Source organism: Phenylobacterium glaciei, assembly GCF_016772415.1.
In the GTDB taxonomy this organism is placed as follows: Bacteria; Pseudomonadota; Alphaproteobacteria; order Caulobacterales; family Caulobacteraceae; genus Phenylobacterium; species Phenylobacterium glaciei.
The window spans coordinates 2,147,613-2,171,036 of record NZ_JAGSGD010000001.1; the positions used below are offsets into that span (position 1 = coordinate 2,147,613).

Consider the following 23,424-nt stretch of genomic DNA (forward strand, 5'->3'; position numbering starts at 1 on the left):
GATCATGTCGAGAACCGTCATTCCGTTGACGACGCGGGACGTCTCCAGCTTCGCCAAGGCCCTGCGCGCCCAACTGGTGGCCCGCGCCGCGGCGCCCAGTCACGTCGAACTGCTGAATATGCTGGCCCGCGCCGTGGGCCGCCGCAACTTTCAGGACCTGAGGGCGAATATGGACGAGACCTCTTCCCCGTCGGCGCCCGCGCCGCAGGAGACCGCTGACCTCGCCGTCGTGGAGCGCGTCGCCCGCTGCTTCGGCCCGGAAGGCCGCCTCACCCGCTGGCCCGCCAAGCGCGGCGACCAGGTCCTGGCGCTGTGGGTGCTGTGGTCCAAGCTGCCGCCTCGCGAGGAGTCCACTGAGCGCCAGATCAGCGACCAGCTGAAGACCCTGCACGACTTCGGCGACCACGCCTTGCTGCGCCGCGAGCTGATCGAGTCGGGGATGTTCTCCCGCACCTCCGACTGCCGCGCCTACCGCCGCATCGAACAGGCCCCGCCGATGACAGCGGTCGCCTTGATCGGCCGAGTTCAAGCGTAGGCGTCGGGGCCGCCCTTTTCCAGGGCGCGCTTGTAGGCCGGACGCGCGTGGATCTTCTCCAGGAAGGCGGCCAAGTGCGGGCGGCCGACCAAGGCGCCGGCGCGGTCGGCGGCGGCTTCCAGGGGGTAGCTCATCATGATGTCGGCGGCGGTGAACTCGGGGCCGGCGAACCATTCGGTGCGGGTGAGCACCTCTTCGAGATAATCGAACAGGGTCTTGAGCTGCGGATCGACGTATCCGGCCTGGGCGCGGCCGGCGATGGACTTCACCAGACCTCGCAACAGCCCGGGCGCGCGGGCGGGCAGGGCGATGAACACCAGCTTCAGCAGCAGGGGCGGCATGGCCGAGCCCTCGGCGAAGTGCAGCCAGTAGTTCCAGGCCAGGCGCTCGGGGGTGTTGGCCGGCGGGATCAGTCGCCCCTTGCCGTAGCGGGCGACGATGTAGTCGACGATCGCCCCGGTCTCGGCCAGGACGCCGCCGTCCACGGTGATTACCGGCGATTTGCCCAGCGGATGGATCGTCTTCAGCTCTGGCGGCGCAGACAGGGTCTGAGGATCACGCTGGTAGTACTTGATTTCATAGGGCACGCCCAATTCCTCCAGCAGCCAGAGCACCCGCTGCGAGCGGGAGTTGTTCAGGTGATGGACGGTGAGCATGCGGATCTCCGGAGACGGTCTTCCAGGCATAGGGGGCCGCCCCCGGAGCGCAAGGCGGTTAGGTCTTGCGGCGGCTCCAGACCACCAGGCCCAGGCCCACCACGACGGCGACCCCGCCGTAGATAGCCCACTTGATATCACCGGTCATGAAGCTGCCGGGCAGGACGTTGAGGCCCTGCAGCACCCAGACGCCTCCCAGGATCGCCAGTAGGGCGCCGAAGATGGTTGCGATGAGCTTCATATGCGTGTCCCCCGTTTGGCGGGCGGACGCTGCGCGGACCTACCTGCCCGTGAACGCCGCCGGCCGCTTTTGCAGGAAGGCGAGAACGCCCTCCCGAGAATCTTCCGTCCGGCCCGCGTGCTTCTGAGCCATGCGCTCGGCATGGAGCTGGTCGGACCACTCGGCGTCCAGGCTATCCCAGATCAGCTTGCGGATCGAGCCGAGGGCCCAGGGGCCGGTGGCGAGCGCCGTGGCCAGTTCCATGGCCGTGGCCAGCAGGGCGTCGTCGGCGACGCAGCGGTTGATCAGGCCCCAGTCGAGGGCGGTCTTGGCCGGCAGGCGTTCGCCCAGCAAGGCCATCTCCATGGCGCGGGCCTTGCCGATCAGGCGCGGCAGCAGGTAGGTCGAGCCGCCGTCCGGCACTAGGCCGATGCGGCGGAAGGCCTGCAGGAAGTAGGCGCTCTCGGCGGCCACGATGATGTCGCCCATCAGGGCCAGCGAGCAGCCAACGCCCGCGGCCACGCCGTTGATGGCGGTGACGATGGGGACCGGATAGTCCCGCAGGCTCTTCATGAAGGGGTTGTAGACGCTTTCCAGCGCCGCGCCGGCGTCGGGGCCCTCGGGATCGGGGGCGGGCGCCTGGGGGCCACCGCGGCCTGACAGGTTGGCGCCGGAGCAGAAGCCGCGACCCTCGCCGGTAAGCACCACGCAGCGGACGCCGGAGTCTTTCCGGGCGAAGGCGTCGAAGGCCTGCTGAAGCTCGTCCATAAGGTCGAGGCCGGCGGCGTTGAGGGTTCCGGGGTCGGCCATGGTGATCAGGCCGATGCCGTCCTGCACGGACGTCTTGAGCTTCGTATAGGCCATGGTTACCTCCCGGGCGTCGTTACGCACGATCTAAGGGAGGATACCCCGGCGTCAGGCTAGGGGGAAAGCGCCGTCCGTCGGCTTATGCCGCGGCGGCGATCCTCTCGGCCCGGCTGACCCGATTGCGGCCGCTGCGCTTGGAGGCGTAGAGGGCCCCGTCGGCGCGTTCCACGAAGTTGTGAGCGCTCTCGCCGGGGAGCCGTTCGGCCAGGCCAGCGGAGACGGTGATGGTGCCCAGATCCTCGTCGGTGGACCGGCGCTTGAGCATCCGCGACGACACTTCCTCGCGTATCTCCTCCAGGGTGGCGATGGCGATATCGCCGCCTTCGCGCGGGAAGATCAGGGCGAACTCCTCGCCGCCGTAGCGTGCGGCGAAGCGTGGCGGGGCCCCGCGGCCGCCGATGACGCTGGCGACATAGCGGATGACCTGGTCGCCGGTCTGGTGGCCCCAGGTGTCGTTGAAGTTCTTGAAGTGGTCGATGTCGATGACCGCCAGGGCCAGGCTCTCACCCTTGGCGTCGGCCTCGGCGCAGGCGCGCTCGAGCTCTTCGTCGAAGGCCTTGCGGTTGGCCAGGTTGGTCAGGCCGTCGGTGGTGGCGTCGCGGCGCACCTGCTCCAGGTGCTCGCGCAGGCGGGCGACCTCGGCGGTGGAGTCGCTGAGGCGCTTCTCCAGCGACTTGTTTTCCTTCTGGACACGCTTGGTGGCGGTGGCGAGGTTGTCGATCATCGACTTCACCCCGGCGGCGTCGTCGCGCTCGCTCAGCGTCTTGGACGCCGAGGCCAGGGTCTCGCCGTAGGCGACGCTGGACTTCTGAGCGGTCTCGATGGCCTGGGAGACGCTGGCCAGTTCCTTGGTTAGGGCGTCGCCGGCGTCGCGGATCTGTTCGTTGAGGCGGGCCTTGGGCAGGTAGGCCGCCGCCAGCTCGTCGCTCAGATTGTCGGTGAAGGCCTCACCCGTGGAGATGATGCGGGTGATCTCGCGGGCCAGCTCGCCGTCGGGGTCGCCGACGCAGTGGGTCCAGAGTTCGAAATTGACAGCCGTCGGCCAGATCTGATGCTGTTCCATGGCCGAGAGGGCCTTGCGCGCCAGGATATAGGCGTCCGGCCCACGCAGCTTGACTTCGATCCCAGCGCTCATGCGGTCATCCCCGATCTTCGGCCCGCACACGCCCCCAGGCGCCGACGATCCGATCTTCGAAGAGGACGATAGCCGACATAGCCAAACGAGCCGTTAAGGCGCCGCTCGATTCAGCAGGTTGTGTCGACTAGTCGTCACTCGGAGGACGGGTGGGCGCCACTTTCAGGAAGGCCGGCATGTCGTTGCCGAAGCCCACCACACGGTCACCATCGTCACGCTCCTCACGGCGCGGACGATCGCGGTCGCGTTCGCGGGAGGGCCGGGCTTCCGAGGCGGCGGCGCGGGGGCGCTCCTCGCGCTCGCGGCGCGGACGCTCTGTGCGTTCGGCCCCTTCGGCGCGGGGCGCGCGGTCGGGACGATCCGTACGGGCCGGACGATCGTTGCGTTCGGCGCGCGGCTCACGCTCGGGGCGGGCTTCACGTTCAGGACGCGCTTCACGTTCAGGGCGAGCCTCGCGCTCCGGGCGCGCCTCGCGTGCGGGACGAGGTTCGCGTTCGGTACGGGCTTCCACCGGCTGCGCCACGGCCTCGACGGGGCCTGAGTCGGCTTCCGGGTTGGCGCGGCCACGGTTGCGGCCACGGGCGCGGGGCGCGCGTTCGATCTTGGCGTCTTCGGCTAACGGTTCCGGCTTGGGCGCGCGGACGGCGTCGGGGTCGGCGACGAAGGGCTCCAGGGAGGCGACCTCGCCGTGCGGCGCGCGCGGACGCTCGCGGTCACGGTCCCGATCGCCGCGGCCCGACGACCGTTCGCCGCCACGGCCGCGATCGCGGCCGCCGCTGCGGCTGTCGCTGCGCTTATCGTCCTTGATGGAGGCGAAATCGACGCCCTCCAGCACGATCTCTTCCGGAGCCTTGCCGATCAGCTTCAGCACCTTGTCGATGTTCTTGGCATCGGCGGGCGTGACGATCATGTAGGTCTTGCCGAGCTTGCCCGCCCGGCCTGTGCGACCAATGCGGTGCACGTAGTCGTCGGCGTGGTGGGGCACGTCGTAGTTAAAGACATGGCTGACGTCCGGCACGTCCAGGCCGCGGGCGGCGACGTCAGAGGCGCAGAGCAGTTTCAGCTCACCCTTGCGGAAGGCTTCCAAGGTGCGCATGCGGGTCGCCTGGTCCAGGTCGCCATGGATTGGCGCGGCGTCGAAGCCGTGCGTCTTCAGGGACTTGGCGACAACATCGACTTCGGACTTACGGTTGCAGAAGACGATGCCGTTACGCACGTCGTCGGCGCCGATCAGCATGCGCAGGGCGGTGCGCTTGGCCTTGGCGTCGGAGGTCGGCAGGCGGACCAGATACTGGGTGATGGTGTCGGCGGTGGTGGCCGGACGCGTCGCCTCGATCCGTACCGGATCATTGAGGAACTGCTTGGTCAGCCGGGTGATCTCCGGCGGCATGGTGGCCGAGAAGAACAGGGTCTGCTTCTTGGCCGGCGTCAGCTTGAAGATGCGCTCGATGTCGGGAATGAAGCCCATGTCGAGCATGCGGTCAGCTTCGTCGACCACCAGGATCTGCACCCCGGTCATCAGCAGCTTGCCGCGCTCGAAATGGTCCAGCAGGCGGCCCGGCGTGGCGATCAGGACGTCGACGCCCCGGTCCAGCTTGGCTTCCTGGTCCCCGAAGGAGACCCCGCCGATCAGTAGGGCCCAGGAGAGCTTCTGCTTCTGGCCCTTGGCGTATTTCTCGAAGGACAGCGAAACCTGGTCGGCCAGTTCGCGGGTCGGCGCGATGACGAGGGCGCGCGGCATGCGCGCCTTGGACCGGCCGGCGGCCAGTCGATCGATCATCGGCAGTGTGAAGGCGGCGGTCTTGCCCGTGCCGGTCTGGGCGATCCCGAGCACATCGCGGCCTTGGAGCGCGACGGGGATGGCCTCGGCCTGGATCGGCGTGGCGGTGGTGTAGCCGGTGTCGGCCACGGCCTGGAGCGTAGCGGGCGATAGGCCCAGTTCAGAAAATTCGGTCATCAGTTGCAATGTGGGCGGGAACGCGCCCTAAAACGAGGCAATGCGAAACCCGGGCGGCGCGGACGGCGATCGTTGCGCGCGGCGGAAGATAGGGGCTACCGCCTCCAAGTCAACGCGTTCCGCGCCTTGTGGTTCAGCTAGGGTCGCGCAGACGTGCTTTAGGTCCAGTCCAGATCGGCGGCGGCGAACTCGGCGTTCTCCTGGATGAAGCGGAAGCGCAGCTCCGGCTTGCGGCCCATCAGGGCCTCCACAAGGTCCTCCACGGCCTCCTCGGAGCGGGGCAGGGTGACGCGCGCCAGGATCCGCTTCTTGGGATCCATGGTGGTTTCTTTCAGCTGGGCCGGCATCATCTCGCCCAGGCCCTTGAAACGGCCGATCTCCGGCTTCTTGCCCTTGAACTCGGTGGCCAGCAGCTCCTCGCGGTGAGCGTCGTCGCGGGCATAGATGGTCTTGCCGCCATGGCTCATCCGGTAGAGCGGGGGCAGGGCGAGGTAGAGCCGTCCCGACCGGATCATGTCGGGCATGGTCCGGTAGAAGAAGGTGATCAGCAGGCTGGCGATGTGGGCGCCGTCGACGTCGGCGTCGGTCATGATCACCACGCGCTCATAGCGCAGATCCTCTTCCTTGAACCGCGAGCCGGCCTGGACGCCCAGGGCCAGCATCAGGTCCGACAGCTCCTTGTTGGCGCCCATCTTGTCGAGGGTGGCGGAGGCCACGTTCAGGATCTTGCCGCGCAGGGGCAGGATGGCCTGGGTGCGGCGGTCGCGGGCCTGCTTGGCAGAACCGCCGGCGGAGTCGCCCTCCACCAGGAAGATCTCAGCCCCATCGATGGCGTTGGCCGAGCAGTCGGCCAGCTTGCCGGGCAGGCGCAGCTTGCGGGTGGCCGAGGCGCGGGCCACGTCCTTGTCACGGCGGCGCTTCAGCCGTTCTTCAGCCCGCTCAACAACAAACTCAAGAAGCGCGCTGGCGGCCTTGGGCTGGGCGGTCAGCCAGTGGTCGAAGGGGTCGCGCAGGGCGTTTTCCACCAGGCGCTGGGCGTCGCTGGAGGATAGTCGCTCCTTGGTCTGGCCCTGGAATTCGGGATTGGAGACAAACACACTGACCAGGCAACCCGCCTGGGAGACCACGTCGTCGGCGGTGATGATGCCGCCGCGCTTTTCGCCGGTCAGGTCAGCATAGGCCTTAAGGCCTCGGGTCAGGGCGGCGCGCAGGCCGGCCTCGTGGGTCCCGCCCTCCGGGGTGGGCACGGTGTTGCAGTAGGACTGCATGAAGCTGTCGGCCTCACCGAAGCCGGCCGGCGTCCAGGTGACAGCCCACTCCACCTTGCCGGCTTCGCCCTTGCGCTCATAGCGTCCGGCGAAGGGTTCAGGCGTGACGGTCTCGATGCCCTTGACCCGCTCGGCCAGGAAATCTGCCAGGCCGTTGGGGAAGCGGAAGGTGGCCTCGGCGGGCGTCTGGTCCTGGATCCGCGACGGATCGCATTTCCAGCGGATCTCGACCCCGCCGTACAGATAGGCCTTGGACCGCGCCATCCGGTACAGCCGGGCCGGCTTGAAGGCCACGCCGTCGCCGAAGATGACGGGGTCGGGCGAGAAGGCGATGTTGGTGCCGTGCTTCTTGGTGGCGCCCAGCCGCTCGATGCCGCCGATCGCCTTGCCGCGGGTGAAGGCCTGGCGCCATTCGAACCCGTCCTTGAAAGCCGTGACCTCGACCCGTTCGGAGAGCGCGTTGACCACCGAGATACCGACCCCGTGCAGGCCGCCGGAGGTCTCATAGGCCTTCCCGGAGAACTTCCCGCCCGAGTGCAGGACGGTCATGATCACTTCCAGGGCCGACTTGCCCGGATGCTTGGGGTGCGGGTCGACGGGGATGCCGCGGCCGTCGTCCTTGACCGTCAGCATGCCGTCGGCGTCGAGGATCACCTCGATGATCTTGGCGTGGCCGGCGACGGCCTCGTCCATGGCGTTGTCCAGCACCTCGGCGAACAGGTGGTGCAGGGCGCGCTCGTCGGTGCCGCCGATATACATGCCGGGGCGCTTGCGGACCGGCTCCAGGCCTTCGAGGACCTCGATGTCCTTGGCCGAATAGCCGCCGGTGATGGCCGGATCAGGACGTGGCTCATGGCTCTCAGCCAGCGGCGCGGCCGGGGCGGGATTGAGCGCGTCGTCGAAAAGGGAAGCCTGGGGAACGGGCTTGTCGGACATGGTTCGGAAACTGGATCGATTCGATGGGGCCTCGGTATGAATCGCCCCACCGGCTAAAGCAATGCACGCGCCGCGTTGACGCACCAAGGTTGGGGACAAGCTGATGACGAGCCAACAGGCGCCTTTGCGCATCGGCATCCTGGGGGCGGCCAAGATCGCACCCACCGCCATGGTCCTGCCGGCCAAGGCGACCGATGTCGCCACCGTGGTGGCCGTCGCGGCGCGCGATCCCGCGCGCGCCCGGGCCTTCGCCGAACTGCACGGTATCCCGGAGGTCTGCGAGACTTATGAGGACCTGATCGCCCGGCCCGATATCGACGCGGTCTATAATGCGCTGACGCCCTCGCGGCACGCCGATCTCTCCATCGCCGCGCTGCAGGCGGGCAAGCACGTGCTGTGTGAGAAGCCCTTCGCCATGAATGCGGGCGAGGCCCGGGCCATGGTCGCGGCGGCAGACGCCAGCGGGAAGGTGCTGATGGAGGCCTTCCATTACCGCTACCACCCGCTGTTCGCCCGGGTGCTCGAGATCATCGGATCGGAGGAGCTGGGAGAGATCCGCGAACTGTCGGCGGTCTTCCAGACCAATCTGGTCGATGATGGAACCGAGATCCGCTACGAGCGCGACCTGGGCGGCGGCTCGCTGATGGATATCGGGACCTACCCCCTGCACTGGGTGCGCACGGCGGCATGGGCCGAGCCCACCGTGGTGCGCGCGTCCGGGGTGTTCGGGCGCGGCGGGGTGGACCACTCCACGGAGGCCGAACTGCTGTTCCCCGATGGGGCTGTGGCGAAGATCAGCGGCTCGATGGTGGAGGAGACGCCGATGGCGCTGCTCGAGGTCACCGGGACGCTAGGCTCCCTCAAGGCGATCAACCCGCTGGCCCCGCAGGCGGGCCACCTGCTGCAGGTCAGGATCGCCGGCGCCGAACCGCGCCGCGAGACGTTCAGCCGCGACCCCACCTACGACTTCCAGCTCCGCGCCTTCGTCGACGCCTGTCGCGGCGGCCCTACGCCCCTCACGTCCGGCAAGGACTCCATCGCCCAGATGGTGCTGCTGGACGCCGTCAGCGCCGCTAGCCGGCTCTAGGTTCTGCTCTGACCAGGGCCGCCGTCCGGCTCAGCCAGTCGGCCGGATCGGCGGCGTGGTAGGGGTGTTCGGCGGGTTCGATGTTGTCGAGGAAGCCGCGATAGACCACCGCCTGCCGCGCCGCGGCGATGGGCGCCAGCAGGGTCAGCGCCCGGGCCGGGTCCGAGCCGGGGACCGCCTCGCGCCAATGGGCCAGCCAGATGGCGCGGACGGCGTCGAGGGCCTCGGGGGGCACGCGATCGAGGAAGGCGGAGCTATCCAGCAGCGGGTGGCCCACGCCGCTGTCGCCCCAATCCATCAGGGCCAGTCGCTCCCCATCGCCCCGCAGGTTGCCGGGGTGGAAGTCGCCGTGCACCAGAGTGTCCGGTAGGCCGCACGCCGCCAGCTCGGCGAACCGGCGCGGCAGGTCGGCGATGAAGGCGGTGAGCGCCCCGCGGTTCTTGGTGGAGAGCTCGGGCGCGGTGCGCTCGAACACCTCGGCGATAGCGGCGCTCAGGGCCGGGCCGCGCCAGTCGGGCAGGCCCAGGGCGAAGAGCTCCGCCTCGCGGCCGATCCACTTGGCCTGTATCCCAACCAGAAGGTCCACCATGGGGAACAACTGGTCGATCTCGGCTTCGTGCAGGTCTTGGCCTGGCAGTTCGGCCATCAGGAGACGGCCGTCGCCGTGGCCCAGAAGGACGGGCACGGCCTCGCCGGCCAAGGCGGCGATCAACGGCGCCTCGTGGGCGAAGAAGGGCGGGGTGGCTTTGAGCCAGACCGTCTGGCCCTGCACCGGGATGGCCCAGAGGCTCGACAGGTTCCAGGTGCGCACCTGGCGCGGCGGGCCGGCGGGCGTCAGGCCCTGCTCCGCCAGGATGGCGCCGGCCCAGGCCAGGTCCTCTGCGGGGCCGCCCAGCTTGGCGTAGGCGTTGCGCAGGGGGTGTTCGTCCAGCTCGCCGTCCCAGGGCTCGACGCCTTCAACCGGCCCGGCGACTTCGGCGAGGTAGGTGACCTTCACCGACTTCGGATTGGGCGCGATCTCCAGCGCCCGCAGGACAACGACCTCGATCCCATGCGCCGCGCGCACGGCGTCAATCACCGGGGCGATGTCCTGCCACCAGGGGGTGGCGATGGGCAGGGCGGGGAGGGCGCCGACGACGGCGCCGTCAGGCGTGATGAGGACGAGGCGCGCGAAGCGGGGCGGCGGGGTCACGCTTCCGGGGTGTCGCGGAAGTAGGGCTCGACCGGACCCTGCAGCTTCACGGTCATGGCGTTGCCCTTGCGGTCGACGGTGGCGCCGACCGACAGCCGGACCCAGCCCTCGCTGACGCAGTACTCGTCGACATTGGTCTTCTCGACGCCCTTGAAGCGCACGCCCACGCCGCGCTCCAGGCAGGCGGCGTCGTAATAGGGGCTGTTGGGGCTGATCGCGAGGCGGTCGGGGGGCGTGTCGGACATGTCTGGGCCTTGAAGAACGGTTGGGCCTGAGCCCTTGGGCGGGGTGATAGCCGCAACCCGCGCAAAGCAAAAGGGCCGGAGATCGCTCTCCGGCCCTTCGCAGCTTGTGGCGCTAAGCGCCGACTAGCACTTGTAGTACATCTCGAACTCGACAGGGTGCGGATGGAGGGCGAGGCGCATGACCTCTTCCATCTTCAGCTCGATATAGGCGTCGATGAACTCGTCGCTCATCACGCCGCCAGCCTTCAGGAAGCCGCGGTCCTTGTCGAGGTTTTCCAGGGCTTCCTTGAGGGAGCCGCAGACTTCCGGGACCTTCTTCTGCTCGCGCGGCGGCAGGTCGTAGAGGTTCTTGTCCTGCGGCGCGCCCGGATCGATCTGGTTCACGATGCCGTCGATGCCGGCCATCAGCAGGGCGGTGAAGGTCAGGTAGGGGTTGCCCATGGGGTCGGGGAAGCGGGCTTCCAGACGCTTGCCCTTGGGGCTGTCCACGTGCGGGATGCGGATCGAGGCCGAGCGGTTGCGGGCCGAATAGGCCAGTTTCACCGGGGCTTCGTAGCCGGGCACCAGACGCTTGTAGCTGTTGGTGGTGGAGTTGGAGAAGGCGTTGATGGCCTTGGCGTGCTTGATGATGCCGCCGATGTACCAGAGGCACATCTGGCTCAGGCCGGCGTACTTGTCGCCCGCGAACAGCGGCTTGCCGTCGCCCCAGATCGACTGGTGCACGTGCATGCCCGAGCCGTTGTCGCCGAACATCGGCTTGGCCATGAAGGTGGCCGTCTTACCGTAGGCCGCCGCCACGTTGTGGATGACGTACTTATAGAGCTGCAGCCGGTCGGCCATGACGATCATGGTGTCGAACTTCAGGCCGAGTTCGTGCTGGGCCGGGGCCACCTCGTGGTGGTGCTTTTCCGGCTTCATGCCGAGCTCGCCCATCACCGCCAGCATTTCGCCGCGCAGGTCCTGAGCCGAGTCGATCGGGTTGACGGGGAAGTAGCCGCCCTTCGGACCCGGACGGTGGCCCATGTTGCCTTCGGCGTATTCCTTGGCGGAATTGCCCGGCAGTTCGATGGAGTCATAGGAGTAGCCGGTGTTGTTCGGCTGCACCGACCACTTCACGTCGTCGAAGATGAAGAACTCGGCTTCGGGGCCGAAGAACACCGTGTCGCCGATGCCCGAGGCCTTCACGAAGTTCAGCGCCGCCTTGGCGATGGAGCGCGGGTCGCGGTCGTAGGGGGTGCCGGTGTCGGGGTTCACAACGTCGCAGAACAGGCAAAGCGTCGTCTGCTGGTAGAAGGGGTCGATATAAGCGCTGTCCAGGTCGGGACGCAGCTTCATGTCGCTTTCGTTGATGGCCTTCCAGCCGGCGATCGACGAGCCGTCGAACATCGTGCCGTCATTCAGGAAGTCATCGTCCACCAGGTCGATGTCGAAGGTGACGTGCTGCATCTTCCCGCGGATGTCGGTGAAGCGCACGTCGACGTATTTCACGTCCTTCTCTTTGATTTCGTTCAGAATATCCTTGGCGGTGGCCATAGTCGTAATCCCCTTGCAGATGTCTCGATAGGCTAAAGTCTTAGACGGCCGCGGCGCCGGTCTCCCCAGTCCGAATCCGCAGCACATCGGTGATTTCCGAAACGAAGATCTTGCCGTCGCCGATACGCCCCGTACGCGCCGCGCCGATGATGGATTCCAGCACGCGCTCCAGCTGATCGTCGGCGATGACGACCTCGATTTTGATCTTGGGCAGGAAGTCCACGACGTACTCCGCGCCGCGGTAGAGTTCGGTCTGGCCCTTCTGGCGGCCATAGCCCTTGGCTTCGAGCACGGTCATGCCCTGAACGCCGAGTTCCTGAAGGGCTTCCTTCACCTCGTCGAGCTTGAACGGCTTGATGATCGCTTCGATTTTCTTCATGGCCCGACTTGGTACTCAAACAACGCCGCCCCAGCGGTTGCCGGCTACGAGCACGCTCCGGCGCGGGGCGACAAGGGGGCGCCCGCCGAGGGTTGCGCGGTGGCGGATGGGAATCCGCAGATGTCTATTTTCTCATCAGATGCTGCGCAAGAAATAACCACTGCCGGAATCGCCTTTGTAGGCTGGCTTCCGGCGCCTAGGATCGCCGGACAAGTTCCGGCGGAGGCGTATGAGATGGACGACAGGACCCCAGTTCTTATCGGAGCGGGCCAATTCACCTATCGCGGTGACGCGGGGGCGTCGCCTTCGCCGACCCAGTTGCTGAAGATTGCAGCGGAACGCGCCGCAGCCGACGCGGGCCTGGGCGCTGAAGCTTTGGCGGCCATCGACGGCTTGGCCGTGGTGGGCTTCACCATCGACGCACCGGGCGGCGGACGGCTGGTGCCACACTCCACCAATCCCCCCGCGACCCTCGCCAGGCGGATCGGCGCGACCCCCCGCTGGGCGGTCTATTCCCACATGGGCGGCAACAGCCCGCAGCAGATGATCAACCTGGCCTGCGAGCGGATCGCCCGCGGCGACAACGACCTGACCCTGGTGGTGGGCTGCGAGTTCCTGGGTTCGGCCACCAAGCGCCTGACCAAGGGCCTGGGCTTCGACGACTGGGACGACGCCGAGGACCTGCCCGAGCCGGACCGCGTCGGCGATCCGCGTCCGGGTTCGACGCCCTACGAGAACAAGCACGGCCTGGGCAGACCCATCAATGTCTACCCGCTGTTCGAGAACGCCCTGCGCGGCCGCGACGGCCGCTCCATCCCCGACCACCAGAAACAGATGGGCGATCTCTTCGCCCCCTTCAGCGCGGTCGCCGCCAAGAACCCGGAGGCCTGGTTCCCCGTGGCGCGCTCCTCCGAGGAACTGGTCACCGTCACCGAACGCAACCGCATGGTGGGATTCCCCTACACCAAGTACCTGAACGCCATCATGGAGGTCGATCAGTCGGCCGGCGTGCTTGTCTGCAGCCTGAAGAAGGCGCGGGAACTCGGTGTTTCTGAAGACAAGCTCGTCTACCTGCACGGCTGCGCCGACGCCTATGACCTGTGGTTCCCCATCGACCGCCAGAACTACCACTCCAGCCCGGCCATGCGCCTGACCGGCCAGCGGGCGCTGTCGATGGCGGGGATCGGCCTCGACGACATCGGCCATATCGACCTCTATTCCTGCTTCCCGGTCGCCGTGGAGATCGGGGCCGAGGAGCTGGGTCTGAAGCTGGACGACCCGCGCGGCCTGACCGTCACCGGCGGGCTCCCCTATATGGGCGGCCCCGGCAACAACTACGCCATGCACTCCATCGCGGTGATGATGCAGCGCCTGCGGGACAACCCTGGCGACTGGGGCCTGGTCACCGCCAATGGCTGGTTCCTCACCAAGCAGTCCACCGGCGTCTATTCCACCAAGCCGCCCGCCAAGCCCTTCGCGCGCCAGGACCCGAAGGTGATCCAGGACCAGATCGACGCCCTGCCGCACCCGACTGTCATCGAACAGCCGCAAGGACCCGCCACTATTGAGACGTACACGGTGGTTCACGGGCGGGAGGGCTACATGATGGGCATCATTGTCGGCCGCGATTCCCAGGACCGCCGCTTCGTGGCCGTCACCCCCAACGACGAAGCCACCCTGCGCGATCTCGAATCGCGCGAAGGAGTGGGGCGTACGGGGACGGTCAGCCGGTCTGAAGACGGCCAAAAGAACCTGTTCATTCCAGACTGAGATCACCCATGTCGCGACTTTACCTGATCCGCCACGGCAAGCCCGCCGCCGTCTGGGGGGAGGCCGATGACGATCCGGGCCTGGATGACGCCGGCAGGGCCCAGGCGGAGGCCGCCCGCGACGTGCTGATGGCTCTGCCTGAGGCTGAGCGCCCCACCAAGGTGGTGAGCTCGCCCCTTCGGCGCTGCCGCGAGACCGCCATGCCGACGGCGGAAGCCCTGGGCGTCGAGATCGAGATCGATCCCTTTGTCGGCGAGATTCCCACGCCCAAGGGCCTCACCGCCGAGCAACGGCCGCCGTGGCTGCGCGAGGTGTTCCAGGGGAACTGGAAGGACGTGAAGGGGGACCTGGACTACGACGCCTGGCGTCAGGACGTCGCCGGTTCGCTCAACGTGCGGGCCGGGACTGCGGTGTTCAGTCACTATGTGGCGATCAACGCGGTGATGTCGCAGCTTGCCGGCGACGAGCGCGTTCTGGTCTTCCGCCCCGATCACGCTTCGATCAGCGTGCTGGAGACGGACGGGAAGAGCCTGAGCCTGGTGGAGCAGGGACGAGAAGCCTCCACCGGCGTCCTCTAGAGTTCCAGGAGTTTAGCGTGCGGCCGATCCTCACCGTAGCTGAGATGGCGGCCGCCGACGCCGCGGCGATCGCGGCCGGGACCCCCGGCGTCGAGCTCATGGCCCGCGCCGGCCTCGCCGTGGCTGACGCCATCTGTGAGCGTCATGCGCCGCGCCCCACCGCCGTGCTCTGCGGACCAGGCAACAACGGCGGCGACGGCTATGTCGTGGCCCGCATCCTGGCCGAGCGCGGCTGGGAGGTCTGGGTCGAGCGCCTGGCCCTGCCGGCCACCGACGACGCCAAGGCCGCCGCCGCGCTCTGGACCGGCGAGACCTTCGAGGTCGGCGACGCCGCGCGGCAGGGCGAACTCTTCGTCGACGCCCTCTTCGGCGCGGGACTCTCCAAGCCGCTGGACGGGGAGGCGGCCCGCCTGGCCCGGATGTGCGAGCGCGTCCCCGACCGTGTGGTGGCCATCGACCTCCCCAGCGGGCTGGCCGGTGACACCGGCCGCATCCTTGGCGACACCGCCTTCTGCGCCGCGCTCACCGTCACCTTCCATGCCAAGAAGCCGGTCCATGTGCTGGAGCCCGGCGCCAGCCGTTGCGGCGAGATCGTGGTGGCGGACATCGGGCTTTCGACGAGCGGCCACGCCCTGATGGAGAACACCCCGGAGCTTTGGCTGTCGCGCTTTCCCTGGCCGGGCGCCGACGCCCACAAGCATTCCCGCGGCCGCCTGGTGGTGGTGAGCGGCGAGGTCTGGAACACCGGCGCCGCCCGGCTGTCGGCCCGCGCCGGTCTGCGGATGGGGGCTGGGCTGGTGACGCTGCTGTCGCCCACTGACGCGCTGGCCGTGAACGCCGCCCACCTGGAGGCGGTCATGTTGCGGGGCTTCGACACCGAGGTGGAGCTGGAGCAGATCGCCGCCGACGTGGACGCCGCCATCATCGGCCCCGCCGCGGGCGTCAATGAGACGACCCTGCTCAACGTCCTCGCGCTCGCCCGCACTGGCGCGGCCCTCGTGATCGACGCCGACGCCATCACCGTCTTCCGCGACGACCCCGAAGAGCTGTTCTCGGTGCTCGACGTGGACGACGTGCTCACCCCCCATCCCGGTGAGTTCGAGCGTCTGTTCCCGGGCCTTCTCAAGGACGCGCCCGAGCGCATCACCGCCGCCCGCCGCGCCGCCAAGAAGGCAGACGCCATCGTCCTGCTGAAGGGCCCCGACACCGTCATCGCCGCGCCGGACGGCCGGACGGCGGTCAACACGAACGGCTCGCCCTGGCTGGCCACCGCCGGCTCCGGCGACGTGCTGGCGGGCTTTGTCGGCGCCCTGATCGCCCAGGGCATGGAGAGCTTCGAGGCCGCCTGCGCCGCAGCCTGGATCCACGCCGACGCCGCCGACCTGCACGGGCCAGGGCTGATCTCCGAGGATCTGCCCGGTCTTGCGTCAGCCGTCCTGCGCCGGCTCTACGGCGCCCGGGAGATCTAGTCGGATCAGGTCACCGTCGGTCCAGGTGGAGGCAGTTCGTCATCAGCCCTCTGCCCCTCGAGCCATGCAGGAGACTTCACCGGCTTCTTGCCGATGAGCCGGCGCGCCCAGTTGGCGACAGCGACGCCACCGATGGCGATCAGCGCGATGCCTTTCTTGGCGAAGAGTAGAATGAGCGCGACGAGGCCGGCCTTCTTGGCGACCAGGAGGCCAGCTCCCGCAGCTACCAGTCCGACCAGCCCATAGCCGGCCACCTTGTCGTCCTTCTCATGGTCCGCGTAGCGCGCCCCGGCATCGAACTCGGCTGTGGCGGCAAGCTTAGGGGCCTCTGCGCGGATTTCCGCCAGCTGCGGCATCGACGAGACGATATTCAGGCTGAGGACGCCCCGACGTCCGAGGTGCCGGGTGTCATAATTGAGCGTGTCCGGCTGGACCCCGCCGAACTGGATATCGCGCGCCCAGATCAAATCGTGCCGGGTGCGGTCGTAAGACGGGGGTTGGGCCCACCCCACTAGGTGCACCGAGGTGAAGCCATTCTTCTTGCGGGTTTCGTTTTCCGCGTCCTCGCCCGAGCGCATGTCCGTCAACAGCTTGTCGTAGTCAGACGGTTTGGCTTCGTCATCGGAGACGTAAAATGTCTCCTCGTAGGTCACCACCGCGCCCCAGACGTCGTCATCAAGGAAGGTCTTCCCCACCGGGAAGATCATCCCCAGAACGCCCTCCGAGGCTTCGGGCGGGTTGCCCCAACCTTCGGTGAGAACCTTACGGGCCTGCGTCGCGTCCAAAAACTCATAGTTGGGTCCAAGGGTCAGCGTCGCCTTGGCCGTCGGCAAGCCGATTCTACCGGTCTTCGGGTGGAGCTGCGCCAACAGCGCTTTCATTTCTGGGCTCGGCCCGTCGGAGGGCGCCGGCGGTTGCGCGTTCGCGGCGCCTGCAAGGACGGCGGCCAGCACCGCCATGGCTATGCGTTTCATCATCCCCGATGTCCCCCCAGACCAAACGACGTCGTGTCTACTTAAAGTTTCACCTTATTTGGGCGCGACCCTAGGGTGTCCTTCTTCAACCGTCGAGACCGGCAATTGCCGAATCTGCACGCAATCGCCTGGCTCGTGGCCAAGCTTGGCCGGCCGTGGTACGAGGCGCCTGTTTTTTAGGAACTTCGCACCCGTGACCTTCGCTCGCGCAGCCTCCGCTATTCCCTGTCAGGCCCTCGTGGCCTGGCGCGTAGCGGTGCGCGAGGGGTGTGCGATCTAGGTTCGATCGATCCAACCCCTCCCTACGCGGCGAGGGGTTCATTTCAGGTTCGATCACCCACCGTCCGTCTTCTGGCTACTCCAAAGGAAAGCCGATGACGTCGCTTACCCCGCAACTGCTCGCCGCCCTGACCCTGTTCGCCTTCGTGAGCTCCATCACGCCGGGTCCGAACAACACCATGCTGATGGCCTCAGGGGCCAATTTCGGCTTCCGCGCAACCGTGCCGCATCTCTGCGGCGTGGCGATCGGATTCGGGGTGATGGTGGCCGCGGTAGGCCTGGGGCTCGGCGGCCTGTTCGCCGCCTTCCCGAGGCTGCACGACATCCTGGCCATCGTCGGCGGCCTCTACATGATCTGGCTCGCCTGGAAGATCGCCAACGCCAAGGGCGTCGCGGGCGGCCAGGCCGGCGGCAAGCCCCAGACCTTCTGGCAGGCCGCCGCCTTCCAGTGGGTGAACCCCAAGGCCTGGGCCATGGCGCTTGGCGCCATCACCACCTACGCCCCGGCCGACCAATACAACCTCAACGTCCTGCTGGTGGCGGTGGTGTTTCTGAGCGTCAACGCGCCGTCGGTGGCCATCTGGACCGGCTTCGGCGTGGCCCTGCGCCGCTTCCTGGATCGCCCCGCTGTGCTGAAGACCTTCAACATCGGCATGGCGGCGCTGCTGCTGGCCTCCCTGATCCCGCTGGCGATGGAGTTGGCGGGGTGACGGCGCTAGAGCGGCTGGCCACGTCCGGCGGCGGCCATGGCGCGGGCCTGCGCCGCGCGCCATTCGTCTGCATAGTCTGACGACTCGTAGCCGGCGAAATAGGGGCCGCCACGGGTGAAATGCGCCAAGCGTGCGTGCGGACTGTAGGGATACTCCCCCACCAGCCAGTTCCACTCCAGGGGCAGTTGTCCGATATCGGCTGGGTCGGTGAGCCAGTTGAACTGGTGCAGATCCAGTCCTGTGGCCTGTTCGACATATTGAGGGGTCAGCGCCCCGCACCGCGCGTTGTTGAGGAGCATGACGCTCGACCAGTTCTTCTTGGCGTATCGCGCCTGGGGGTGGTTCAGGAATTTCACCGTGTCTTTCGGCGTATAGTCATGCTGGCAGACCATGACGGCGTAGCGGTCGTCCGCGAGGGCGAACAACTCGGCGATGTCGGCGCGCGCGAGCATGTCGCAGTCGATGAACAGAGACCAGCCACGGTACTGCGAGAGGTAAGGTGTCAAGAACCTGGAGAACGAGAACGCGGTCGATTGGGCGCTGACGGGTGGCCGACGGAAGACTGCGGTCAGGCTTGCCAGATCGATCGGCGTGAAGCGCACAGGCCGCGAGGCGTGCTCGAGAATGCTCTGGCAAAGGACGTGATAGGCCACGACCTCTTGCGGATCGTAGCCGATGAACACGTCAAGCACGGGGGAAGGCGGCAGCGGGATTCTCCGATTGGTTCAGGCTTGACGGCGGGAAAGCCGCAGCCGCAGGGCGTCGGCCACCTCGTGAACGACAGGCGCCCAAGCGTCAGGAGCCGGCTGGCGAAAAAGCTGCACCGACCCGTACCAGGGCATGGTCGAGCCTGACGCCGTGTAGCGCCACTCGGGATGGTGGGGAACCAAGGTCAGGCAGGTTGTGCCGACCGCGCCGGCCAGGTGCACGACCGAGGTTTGCACCGACACCACCACATCCAGGTTGGCGATGAGGCCGGCAAGCGGCTCGAAATCGTAGATCTCGGCAGGATCGAAGGCGCGAACTGGGTTTCCCCGTCCGGCATTCAGCGCCTCCAACTCGGCGGTGACATCGCCATATTGCAGGCTTACGAAGTCGCAGTCCGGCAGGTCGAGCACCGGCGCCAGCTGGTCCAAGGATAGCGAACGCCTGCTCATTCCAGTGCCGGGCACGCCGCCTCGCCACGAGAGACCGATCCGGAGGCCCTTGGGACGCGGCCCCAGCCGAGCGGCCCAGGCGTTACGCACGCCGGGACCCGCCCGAAGATAAGGCGTTCCGGGGAAATCTCCTTCGTTACGACGATAGAGCCGCCCGAGACTCCCCATGGCCAGGACCGTGTCATCCGCGCCGATGGCGAGGACCGGAGGGGTCGCCAGACCCTGAAACTCGACCCCTTGGAAGGACGCGGAAAACAGCCGCGTCAGCCGGTGGTCGCAGACACAGGTGACCGTGGCCCCTTCGCCGGCGAGATCAGGGATCATGCTGGCGAACATCACCTGATCACCAAGTCCCTGTTCTCCAAGCAAGAGGATGCGGCGGTTGGCGAGATCGGCGCTGGCGATGCGTCGAGCCACCTGGCCCATGATCGGCCGGTAGAAGGACATGGACGAGGCGACGAAGGTCCCAAGGTTCAGGCGCGCCTCATAGTCGTCCCACCCACCGGCGAAATTACGCAGTGGCAGACGTACGAGGCCGCGTCGGAAAATGGCGAGGGCCAGGTTGGGCTGCAGGGCGATCGCCTGGTCGAAGCTGGTCAACGCCGCCTCGTTCTGGCCCAGAGCCGCATAAGTCTGGCCGAGCTTGACGAGGGCCTCGTAGGCGACGTCCTCGAACCCCGCGGCTTGGCTATAGCTCTGCAGAGCCTCCTCAAATCGCTCCATGCCGGTCAGCGCATTGCCGCGGGCCAGGAGGGCCTGGGTGTGGGTGGGATCGATGTCGAGCGTGGACTCGGCGAGCTGCAGCGTGTCGGCGTGACGCTCCCATGTGGCGAGCAGGATGCCGAGGTTCCGTAGCGCGGGAGGGTGGCGCGGCACGAGGTCCAGCGCGCGCCGGAAGGTCGCCTCCGCGGCTGCCCATCGCCCCAGTCCCATCTCCGCTGATCCAAGGGCGACGCGCGCGTCGACCTGATTTGGCTCTGCGTCGACCAAACGTTGCAACGTGACCGCCGCAGCGGCGTGGGAGCCGGAGCGCAGAAGTTGTATGCCCCGCTCGAATTCTACGCCCGGCGCGCTCGGCGGCGGCGTGAAGGGTTGGTCGCTCATCGCCTTCACCTTGTCGATGGCGCGCGGGTCCGCAAGCGAATTTCCGCCGGCGCTCACGGTGGACGATGAACCGACGTTCGGGCCTCGGCGCCGCGCTGGAAGGATGGTGCGGCTAGAGGGACTCGAACCCCCACGGTTGCCCGTCTGGACCTAAACCAGGTGCGTCTACCAATTCCGCCATAGCCGCAGAACAGGTGCGTCTATAGCTGGACGACGGTCATGGGCAAGCTGGTCGTGGCCGGCAGGATGATTTCCTCCCGGGAAACAGTTCCCGTCCAATTGGTCCTGAACGCCTTCCCGTCCCCCCGTGTCAGGCTGCATGGAATGTCGCCGCTGGTAGCTGCGGCTCGGGCGCGTGGGGGCGTCGGGTCCTGAGACCTTGACCAGGTCCTCCGCGCCGCAGAGCTTGTCGGCGATGCGCGGGGAGGCGGTCTTGTCCACCAGCTACTACGACGACAACGCCGAGCGGTTCTTCGCCGACACCGCCTTTGTCGACATGTCAGCCGTCAGGGCGCGATTCGTCGCGGCCTTGCCGCCGGGTGGTCGGGTGCTGGACGCTGGTTGTGGCTCCGGACGCGATGCTCTGGCGTTTCGGGGCCTCGGTTTTCAGGTCACAGCCTTCGACGGCTCATCGCGGATGGTGGAGATGGCCCAGGCCCATACCGGCCTGAAGGTCCTGCATATGGACTTTTCCCAGGTCGCCTGGGTGGCGGCCTTTGACGGCATCTGGTCCTGCGCCTCGTTGCTCCACGTGTCCCGTCGCGAACTCCCCGCCGTCATGGCGCGATTGCGCGACGCCCTGGTTCCAGGCGGGGTTTGGGAACTTTCCTTCAAGGGGGGGCACGGCGAACGCCAGGTCGAAGGACGCCACTTCACCGACCTCGACGAGGCCGCAGCCAGGGCTCTGGTGATGGAGGTCGGCGGCCTCGAGGTCCTGGCCAGCGATACCAGTGGCGACCTGCGCCCAGGGAAGGAAACAGAGGCCTGGACCAACGTCTTTCTGCGCCGAGCAGGGTAGGGTGCGCTCGGCCCCCATTTGGGCTTGGAGTGCGCGCCGTGAAATGACATAAGGTCGCCCGCTCGCCGCCAGCCCTGGCGGCGCTTACCTATTCAGCCGAGGCGGACCTGAAAGGCGCACGACACCGCGCCGTGTCCGGAAAATCCAAGAATGTCGATGCAGATCGTTGAGAAGTCTGGTGAAGGCCTGAGCAAGGTCTTTGGCGTCACCGTCCCGATGGCGGACCTGGTCGAGCGCCTGGACGCCAAGATCGCCGAGATCACCCCCACCCTCAACATCAAGGGCTTCCGCCCCGGCAAGGTGCCGCAGGCCCACGTCCGCAAGCTCTATGGCAAGTCCATCATGAGTGAAGTGGTGGAGCAGACCCTCAACGAGACCACCCAAAAGGTGCTCGAAGACAACAAGCTGCGTCCCGCCGGCGATCCGGACCTGACGCCGAACGGCGACATGAACGATGTCATCGATGGCAAGGCGGACCTCGCCTATGACATCGCCATCGAGGTGATGCCCGAGTTCGAGCCCACTGATCTCACCAAGATCTCGCTGAAGCGCCCGGTCTACGAGCCTACCGAGGCCGAGGTGAACGAAGCCGTCGACGAGCTGGCCAAGCAGAACCGCACCTATGAGACCCGCACGGGCAAGTCCCTGAAGGCCAAGGACGGCGACATGGTCGTCATCGACTTCATCGGCCGCGCCGACGGCGTCGCCTTCGAAGGCGGCACGGGCGTCGACACCGAGCTGGTGCTGGGCTCGGGCAGCTTCATTCCGGGCTTCGAGGAACAACTGGTCGGCGCCAAGCCGGACGACAAGGTCATGGTCAAGGTGACCTTCCCGGCCGAGTACCAGGCGCCGAACCTCGCCGGCAAGGATGCCGAGTTCGAGACCACGGTGAAGGAAGTGAAGGCTCCGGTGGAGTCCAAGGCCGACGACAGCCTGGCCGAACGCCTGGGCGTCGAGAGCCTGGAAAAGCTGCGCGAGCTGCTGAAGACCAACCTCGAGAGCCAGTATTCCGGCGCCTCGCGATTCAAGCTGAAGCGCGCCCTGCTGGACGTGTTGGACGAGAAGCACGACTTCCCGCTGCCGCCCAAGATGGTCGAGGCCGAGTTCGCCCAGATCTGGGGTCAGGTGCAGTCCGATAAGGAACGCGGCACGCTGCCGCCGGAGGATCTGGAAAAGTCCGACGACGTCCTGCAGACCGAGTACCGCAAGATCGCCGAGCGCCGCGTGCGCCTGGGTCTGGTCCTGGCCGAGATCGGCCGGGTCAACAACGTCCAGATCACCGATCAGGAACTGGCCGAGGCCATGCGCGCCGAAGCCATGCGTTATGGCCCGCAGGCCCAGCAGATCTTCGACTTCTTCCGCCAGAACCCCGCCGCCCAGGCCCAGCTCCGGGCCCCGATCTTCGAGGATAAGGTCGTCGACCTGATCATCGAACAGGCCAAGGTGAAGGATCAGAAGGTTTCCAAGGACGACCTGCTGAAGGAAGACGACATGCCGGCGGGTTACGGCGTCTAATCGGCCCAGCCGGTTGCGGTCCAGGGCGCCTCACGGGGCGCCCTTTTTCGTTACACCGTCCATAATCCGGCGGTGCGGAGGGGGTGTCGGGCGCCCCTTCGCCAACTCTTAAGAGCTATCGGGGCTATTGGTCACCTTGCGCAGGCCACACCGGCACGCGATATCCACCGGGTACACGGCTCGCGTTCGAGAGTCGTTCACATCGAGAAGGGCTGCCTCCAAATGTTTGATCCGCCGACGACCGCCCTGAACCTTGTCCCGATGGTGGTCGAGCAGACCAGCCGCGGCGAGCGTGCATTCGATATCTTCTCCCGTCTCCTGAAGGAGCGGGTGATCTTCCTGAACGGTCCCGTCGAGGACGGGATGTCGGCGCTGATCTGCGCCCAGCTGCTCTATCTTGAGGCCGAGAACCCCAAGAAAGAGATCCAGATGTACATCAACTCGCCCGGTGGCGTGGTGACCTCGGGGCTCGCGATCTACGACACCATGCAATACATCAAGAGCCCCGTGGTCACGCTCTGCATGGGCATGGCCGCCTCCATGGGCTCGTTCCTGCTGATGGCCGGGGAAGCTGGGTCGCGGATCTCCCTGCCCAACGCCCGCATCATGGTTCACCAGCCCTCGGGCGGCTACTCCGGCAAGGCCTCGGACATCGAGCGTCACGCCGAGGACATCATCAAGACCAAGCGCCGCTTGAACGAGATCTACGCCAAGCACACCGGCCGCACCTACGAAGAGGTCGAGGAAAAGCTCGACCGAGACACCTTCATGACCGCCGACGAAGCCAAGGAATGGGGTCTGATCGACCTCGTCCAGGCCAACCGCGCGGACGACTAGTCC

At 67.1% G+C, this 23,424-nt stretch carries 22 protein-coding genes and 1 tRNA gene; 9 read left to right on the top strand and 14 right to left on the bottom strand.

The annotated features are described in order from the left end of the window. The first annotated feature begins 4 nt into the window (after positions 1 to 4). Positions 5 to 535 carry a DUF2087 domain-containing protein gene (locus JKL49_RS10460; protein WP_215340248.1) on the top strand — a complete coding sequence of 177 codons (531 nt, stop codon included), beginning with the start codon at positions 5 to 7 and terminating at the stop codon, positions 533 to 535. On the opposite strand, the gene JKL49_RS10465 is transcribed toward JKL49_RS10460, so the two are convergent. The 6 genes from JKL49_RS10465 to parE all read right to left on the bottom strand — a co-directional run bounded on the left by JKL49_RS10465 (position 526) and on the right by parE (position 7,574). After that, complete coding sequence (locus tag JKL49_RS10465; protein ID WP_215340250.1) at positions 526 to 1,191, bottom strand: glutathione S-transferase family protein; 666 nt, start codon at positions 1,189 to 1,191, stop codon at positions 526 to 528. The two genes, JKL49_RS10460 and JKL49_RS10465, sit on opposite strands and share 10 nt — an antisense overlap. A gap of 58 nt (positions 1,192 to 1,249) precedes the next feature. Continuing rightward, positions 1,250 to 1,432, bottom strand: a complete 183-nt coding sequence (locus JKL49_RS10470) for a hypothetical protein (RefSeq protein WP_215340252.1) — start codon at positions 1,430 to 1,432, stop codon at positions 1,250 to 1,252. Between the two features lie 39 nt (positions 1,433 to 1,471). Beyond that, a complete protein-coding gene (locus JKL49_RS10475) occupies positions 1,472 to 2,275 on the bottom strand; it encodes an enoyl-CoA hydratase/isomerase (RefSeq protein ID WP_215340254.1) in 804 nt (267 codons plus the stop codon). A gap of 82 nt (positions 2,276 to 2,357) precedes the next feature. Continuing rightward, on the bottom strand, positions 2,358 to 3,413 hold the full coding sequence (locus tag JKL49_RS10480) for a GGDEF domain-containing protein (protein WP_215340256.1): 1,056 nt from the start codon (positions 3,411 to 3,413) through the stop codon (positions 2,358 to 2,360). 127 nt (positions 3,414 to 3,540) lie between these two features. Then, a complete protein-coding gene (locus JKL49_RS10485) occupies positions 3,541 to 5,370 on the bottom strand; it encodes a DEAD/DEAH box helicase (protein WP_215340265.1) in 1,830 nt (609 codons plus the stop codon). Positions 5,371 to 5,528: 158 nt separating this feature from the next. Continuing rightward, positions 5,529 to 7,574, bottom strand: coding sequence for a DNA topoisomerase IV subunit B (gene parE / locus JKL49_RS10490; RefSeq protein ID WP_215340267.1), 2,046 nt, complete (start codon positions 7,572 to 7,574; stop codon positions 5,529 to 5,531). Positions 7,575 to 7,677: 103 nt separating this feature from the next. Between parE and JKL49_RS10495 the strand changes: the two genes are divergently transcribed. After that, on the top strand, positions 7,678 to 8,661 hold the full coding sequence (locus tag JKL49_RS10495) for a Gfo/Idh/MocA family protein (RefSeq protein ID WP_215340269.1): 984 nt from the start codon (positions 7,678 to 7,680) through the stop codon (positions 8,659 to 8,661). On the opposite strand, the gene JKL49_RS21195 is transcribed toward JKL49_RS10495, so the two are convergent. The 4 genes from JKL49_RS21195 to JKL49_RS10515 all read right to left on the bottom strand — a co-directional run bounded on the left by JKL49_RS21195 (position 8,648) and on the right by JKL49_RS10515 (position 12,010). Then, entirely contained in the window at positions 8,648 to 9,853 is a 1,206-nt protein-coding gene (locus tag JKL49_RS21195; protein WP_215340271.1) for a phosphotransferase family protein, read from the bottom strand. The two genes, JKL49_RS10495 and JKL49_RS21195, sit on opposite strands and share 14 nt — an antisense overlap. Next, on the bottom strand, positions 9,850 to 10,098 hold the full coding sequence (locus JKL49_RS10505) for a DUF3297 family protein (RefSeq protein ID WP_215340273.1): 249 nt from the start codon (positions 10,096 to 10,098) through the stop codon (positions 9,850 to 9,852). The genes JKL49_RS21195 and JKL49_RS10505 overlap by 4 nt, the downstream gene beginning before the upstream one ends. A 123-nt stretch (positions 10,099 to 10,221) precedes the next feature. Continuing rightward, the gene (gene glnA, locus JKL49_RS10510) at positions 10,222 to 11,631 is read right to left on the bottom strand and encodes a type I glutamate--ammonia ligase (RefSeq protein WP_215340282.1); all 1,410 of its coding nucleotides are present in this window, start codon (positions 11,629 to 11,631) and stop codon (positions 10,222 to 10,224) included. 40 nt (positions 11,632 to 11,671) lie between these two features. Continuing rightward, the gene (locus tag JKL49_RS10515; RefSeq protein WP_215340284.1) at positions 11,672 to 12,010 is read right to left on the bottom strand and encodes a P-II family nitrogen regulator; all 339 of its coding nucleotides are present in this window, start codon (positions 12,008 to 12,010) and stop codon (positions 11,672 to 11,674) included. 234 nt (positions 12,011 to 12,244) lie between these two features. Between JKL49_RS10515 and JKL49_RS10520 the strand changes: the two genes are divergently transcribed. Genes JKL49_RS10520 through JKL49_RS10530 form a run of 3 tightly spaced genes read left to right on the top strand, consistent with a single transcriptional unit; the run spans position 12,245 to position 15,827 of the window. Next, complete coding sequence (locus JKL49_RS10520) at positions 12,245 to 13,780, top strand: acetyl-CoA acetyltransferase (RefSeq protein ID WP_215340286.1); 1,536 nt, start codon at positions 12,245 to 12,247, stop codon at positions 13,778 to 13,780. Between the two features lie 8 nt (positions 13,781 to 13,788). Beyond that, a complete protein-coding gene (locus JKL49_RS10525; RefSeq protein WP_215340288.1) occupies positions 13,789 to 14,358 on the top strand; it encodes a histidine phosphatase family protein in 570 nt (189 codons plus the stop codon). Positions 14,359 to 14,402: 44 nt separating this feature from the next. After that, positions 14,403 to 15,827, top strand: a complete 1,425-nt coding sequence (locus JKL49_RS10530) for an NAD(P)H-hydrate dehydratase (RefSeq protein WP_215342776.1) — start codon at positions 14,403 to 14,405, stop codon at positions 15,825 to 15,827. A 5-nt stretch (positions 15,828 to 15,832) separates the two neighbouring features. On the opposite strand, the gene JKL49_RS10535 is transcribed toward JKL49_RS10530, so the two are convergent. Then, on the bottom strand, positions 15,833 to 16,786 hold the full coding sequence (locus tag JKL49_RS10535; RefSeq protein ID WP_215340290.1) for a DUF2167 domain-containing protein: 954 nt from the start codon (positions 16,784 to 16,786) through the stop codon (positions 15,833 to 15,835). A gap of 389 nt (positions 16,787 to 17,175) precedes the next feature. Between JKL49_RS10535 and JKL49_RS10540 the strand changes: the two genes are divergently transcribed. Beyond that, a complete protein-coding gene (locus JKL49_RS10540) occupies positions 17,176 to 17,790 on the top strand; it encodes a LysE family translocator (RefSeq protein WP_215340292.1) in 615 nt (204 codons plus the stop codon). Positions 17,791 to 17,795: 5 nt separating this feature from the next. Here JKL49_RS10540 and JKL49_RS10545 read toward each other — a convergent pair whose 3' ends face one another. The 3 genes from JKL49_RS10545 to JKL49_RS10555 all read right to left on the bottom strand — a co-directional run bounded on the left by JKL49_RS10545 (position 17,796) and on the right by JKL49_RS10555 (position 20,238). Further along, positions 17,796 to 18,482, bottom strand: a complete 687-nt coding sequence (locus JKL49_RS10545) for a glycosyltransferase family protein (RefSeq protein ID WP_215340294.1) — start codon at positions 18,480 to 18,482, stop codon at positions 17,796 to 17,798. A 33-nt stretch (positions 18,483 to 18,515) separates the two neighbouring features. Next, positions 18,516 to 20,051 (bottom strand): tetratricopeptide repeat protein, encoded by a 1,536-nt coding sequence (locus tag JKL49_RS10550; RefSeq protein WP_215340296.1) that lies wholly within the window; start codon positions 20,049 to 20,051, stop codon positions 18,516 to 18,518. A 104-nt stretch (positions 20,052 to 20,155) separates the two neighbouring features. Next, positions 20,156 to 20,238 (bottom strand) — tRNA-Leu (locus tag JKL49_RS10555). A gap of 246 nt (positions 20,239 to 20,484) precedes the next feature. Here JKL49_RS10555 and JKL49_RS10560 point away from each other — a divergent pair. From JKL49_RS10560 to JKL49_RS10570, 3 genes are all read left to right on the top strand, one after another. Continuing rightward, a complete protein-coding gene (locus JKL49_RS10560) occupies positions 20,485 to 21,069 on the top strand; it encodes a class I SAM-dependent DNA methyltransferase (RefSeq protein WP_215340298.1) in 585 nt (194 codons plus the stop codon). Between the two features lie 156 nt (positions 21,070 to 21,225). Further along, positions 21,226 to 22,584 carry a trigger factor gene (gene tig, locus JKL49_RS10565; RefSeq protein ID WP_283816682.1) on the top strand — a complete coding sequence of 453 codons (1,359 nt, stop codon included), beginning with the start codon at positions 21,226 to 21,228 and terminating at the stop codon, positions 22,582 to 22,584. 222 nt (positions 22,585 to 22,806) lie between these two features. Continuing rightward, the gene (locus JKL49_RS10570; protein WP_215340309.1) at positions 22,807 to 23,421 is read left to right on the top strand and encodes an ATP-dependent Clp protease proteolytic subunit; all 615 of its coding nucleotides are present in this window, start codon (positions 22,807 to 22,809) and stop codon (positions 23,419 to 23,421) included. Positions 23,422 to 23,424: the final 3 nt, after the last annotated feature.

Coding starts and splice junctions, on each gene's coding strand:
- JKL49_RS10550 (WP_215340296.1), bottom strand. CDS start 20,051: ATGAGCGACCAACCCTTCACGCCGCCGCCGAGCGCGCCGGGCGTAGAA.
- JKL49_RS10460 (WP_215340248.1), top strand. CDS start 5: ATGTCGAGAACCGTCATTCCGTTGACGACGCGGGACGTCTCCAGCTTC.
- JKL49_RS10530 (WP_215342776.1), top strand. CDS start 14,403: ATGGCGGCCGCCGACGCCGCGGCGATCGCGGCCGGGACCCCCGGCGTC.
- JKL49_RS10570 (WP_215340309.1), top strand. CDS start 22,807: ATGTTTGATCCGCCGACGACCGCCCTGAACCTTGTCCCGATGGTGGTC.
- JKL49_RS10475 (WP_215340254.1), bottom strand. CDS start 2,275: ATGGCCTATACGAAGCTCAAGACGTCCGTGCAGGACGGCATCGGCCTG.
- JKL49_RS10495 (WP_215340269.1), top strand. CDS start 7,678: ATGACGAGCCAACAGGCGCCTTTGCGCATCGGCATCCTGGGGGCGGCC.
- JKL49_RS10480 (WP_215340256.1), bottom strand. CDS start 3,413: ATGAGCGCTGGGATCGAAGTCAAGCTGCGTGGGCCGGACGCCTATATC.
- JKL49_RS10540 (WP_215340292.1), top strand. CDS start 17,176: ATGACGTCGCTTACCCCGCAACTGCTCGCCGCCCTGACCCTGTTCGCC.
- glnA (WP_215340282.1), bottom strand. CDS start 11,631: ATGGCCACCGCCAAGGATATTCTGAACGAAATCAAAGAGAAGGACGTG.
- JKL49_RS10535 (WP_215340290.1), bottom strand. CDS start 16,786: ATGGCGGTGCTGGCCGCCGTCCTTGCAGGCGCCGCGAACGCGCAACCG.
- JKL49_RS10485 (WP_215340265.1), bottom strand. CDS start 5,370: ATGACCGAATTTTCTGAACTGGGCCTATCGCCCGCTACGCTCCAGGCC.
- tig (WP_283816682.1), top strand. CDS start 21,226: ATGCAGATCGTTGAGAAGTCTGGTGAAGGCCTGAGCAAGGTCTTTGGC.
- JKL49_RS10515 (WP_215340284.1), bottom strand. CDS start 12,010: ATGAAGAAAATCGAAGCGATCATCAAGCCGTTCAAGCTCGACGAGGTG.
- parE (WP_215340267.1), bottom strand. CDS start 7,574: ATGTCCGACAAGCCCGTTCCCCAGGCTTCCCTTTTCGACGACGCGCTC.
- JKL49_RS10505 (WP_215340273.1), bottom strand. CDS start 10,098: ATGTCCGACACGCCCCCCGACCGCCTCGCGATCAGCCCCAACAGCCCC.
- JKL49_RS10525 (WP_215340288.1), top strand. CDS start 13,789: ATGTCGCGACTTTACCTGATCCGCCACGGCAAGCCCGCCGCCGTCTGG.
- JKL49_RS10470 (WP_215340252.1), bottom strand. CDS start 1,432: ATGAAGCTCATCGCAACCATCTTCGGCGCCCTACTGGCGATCCTGGGA.
- JKL49_RS10465 (WP_215340250.1), bottom strand. CDS start 1,191: ATGCTCACCGTCCATCACCTGAACAACTCCCGCTCGCAGCGGGTGCTC.
- JKL49_RS10520 (WP_215340286.1), top strand. CDS start 12,245: ATGGACGACAGGACCCCAGTTCTTATCGGAGCGGGCCAATTCACCTAT.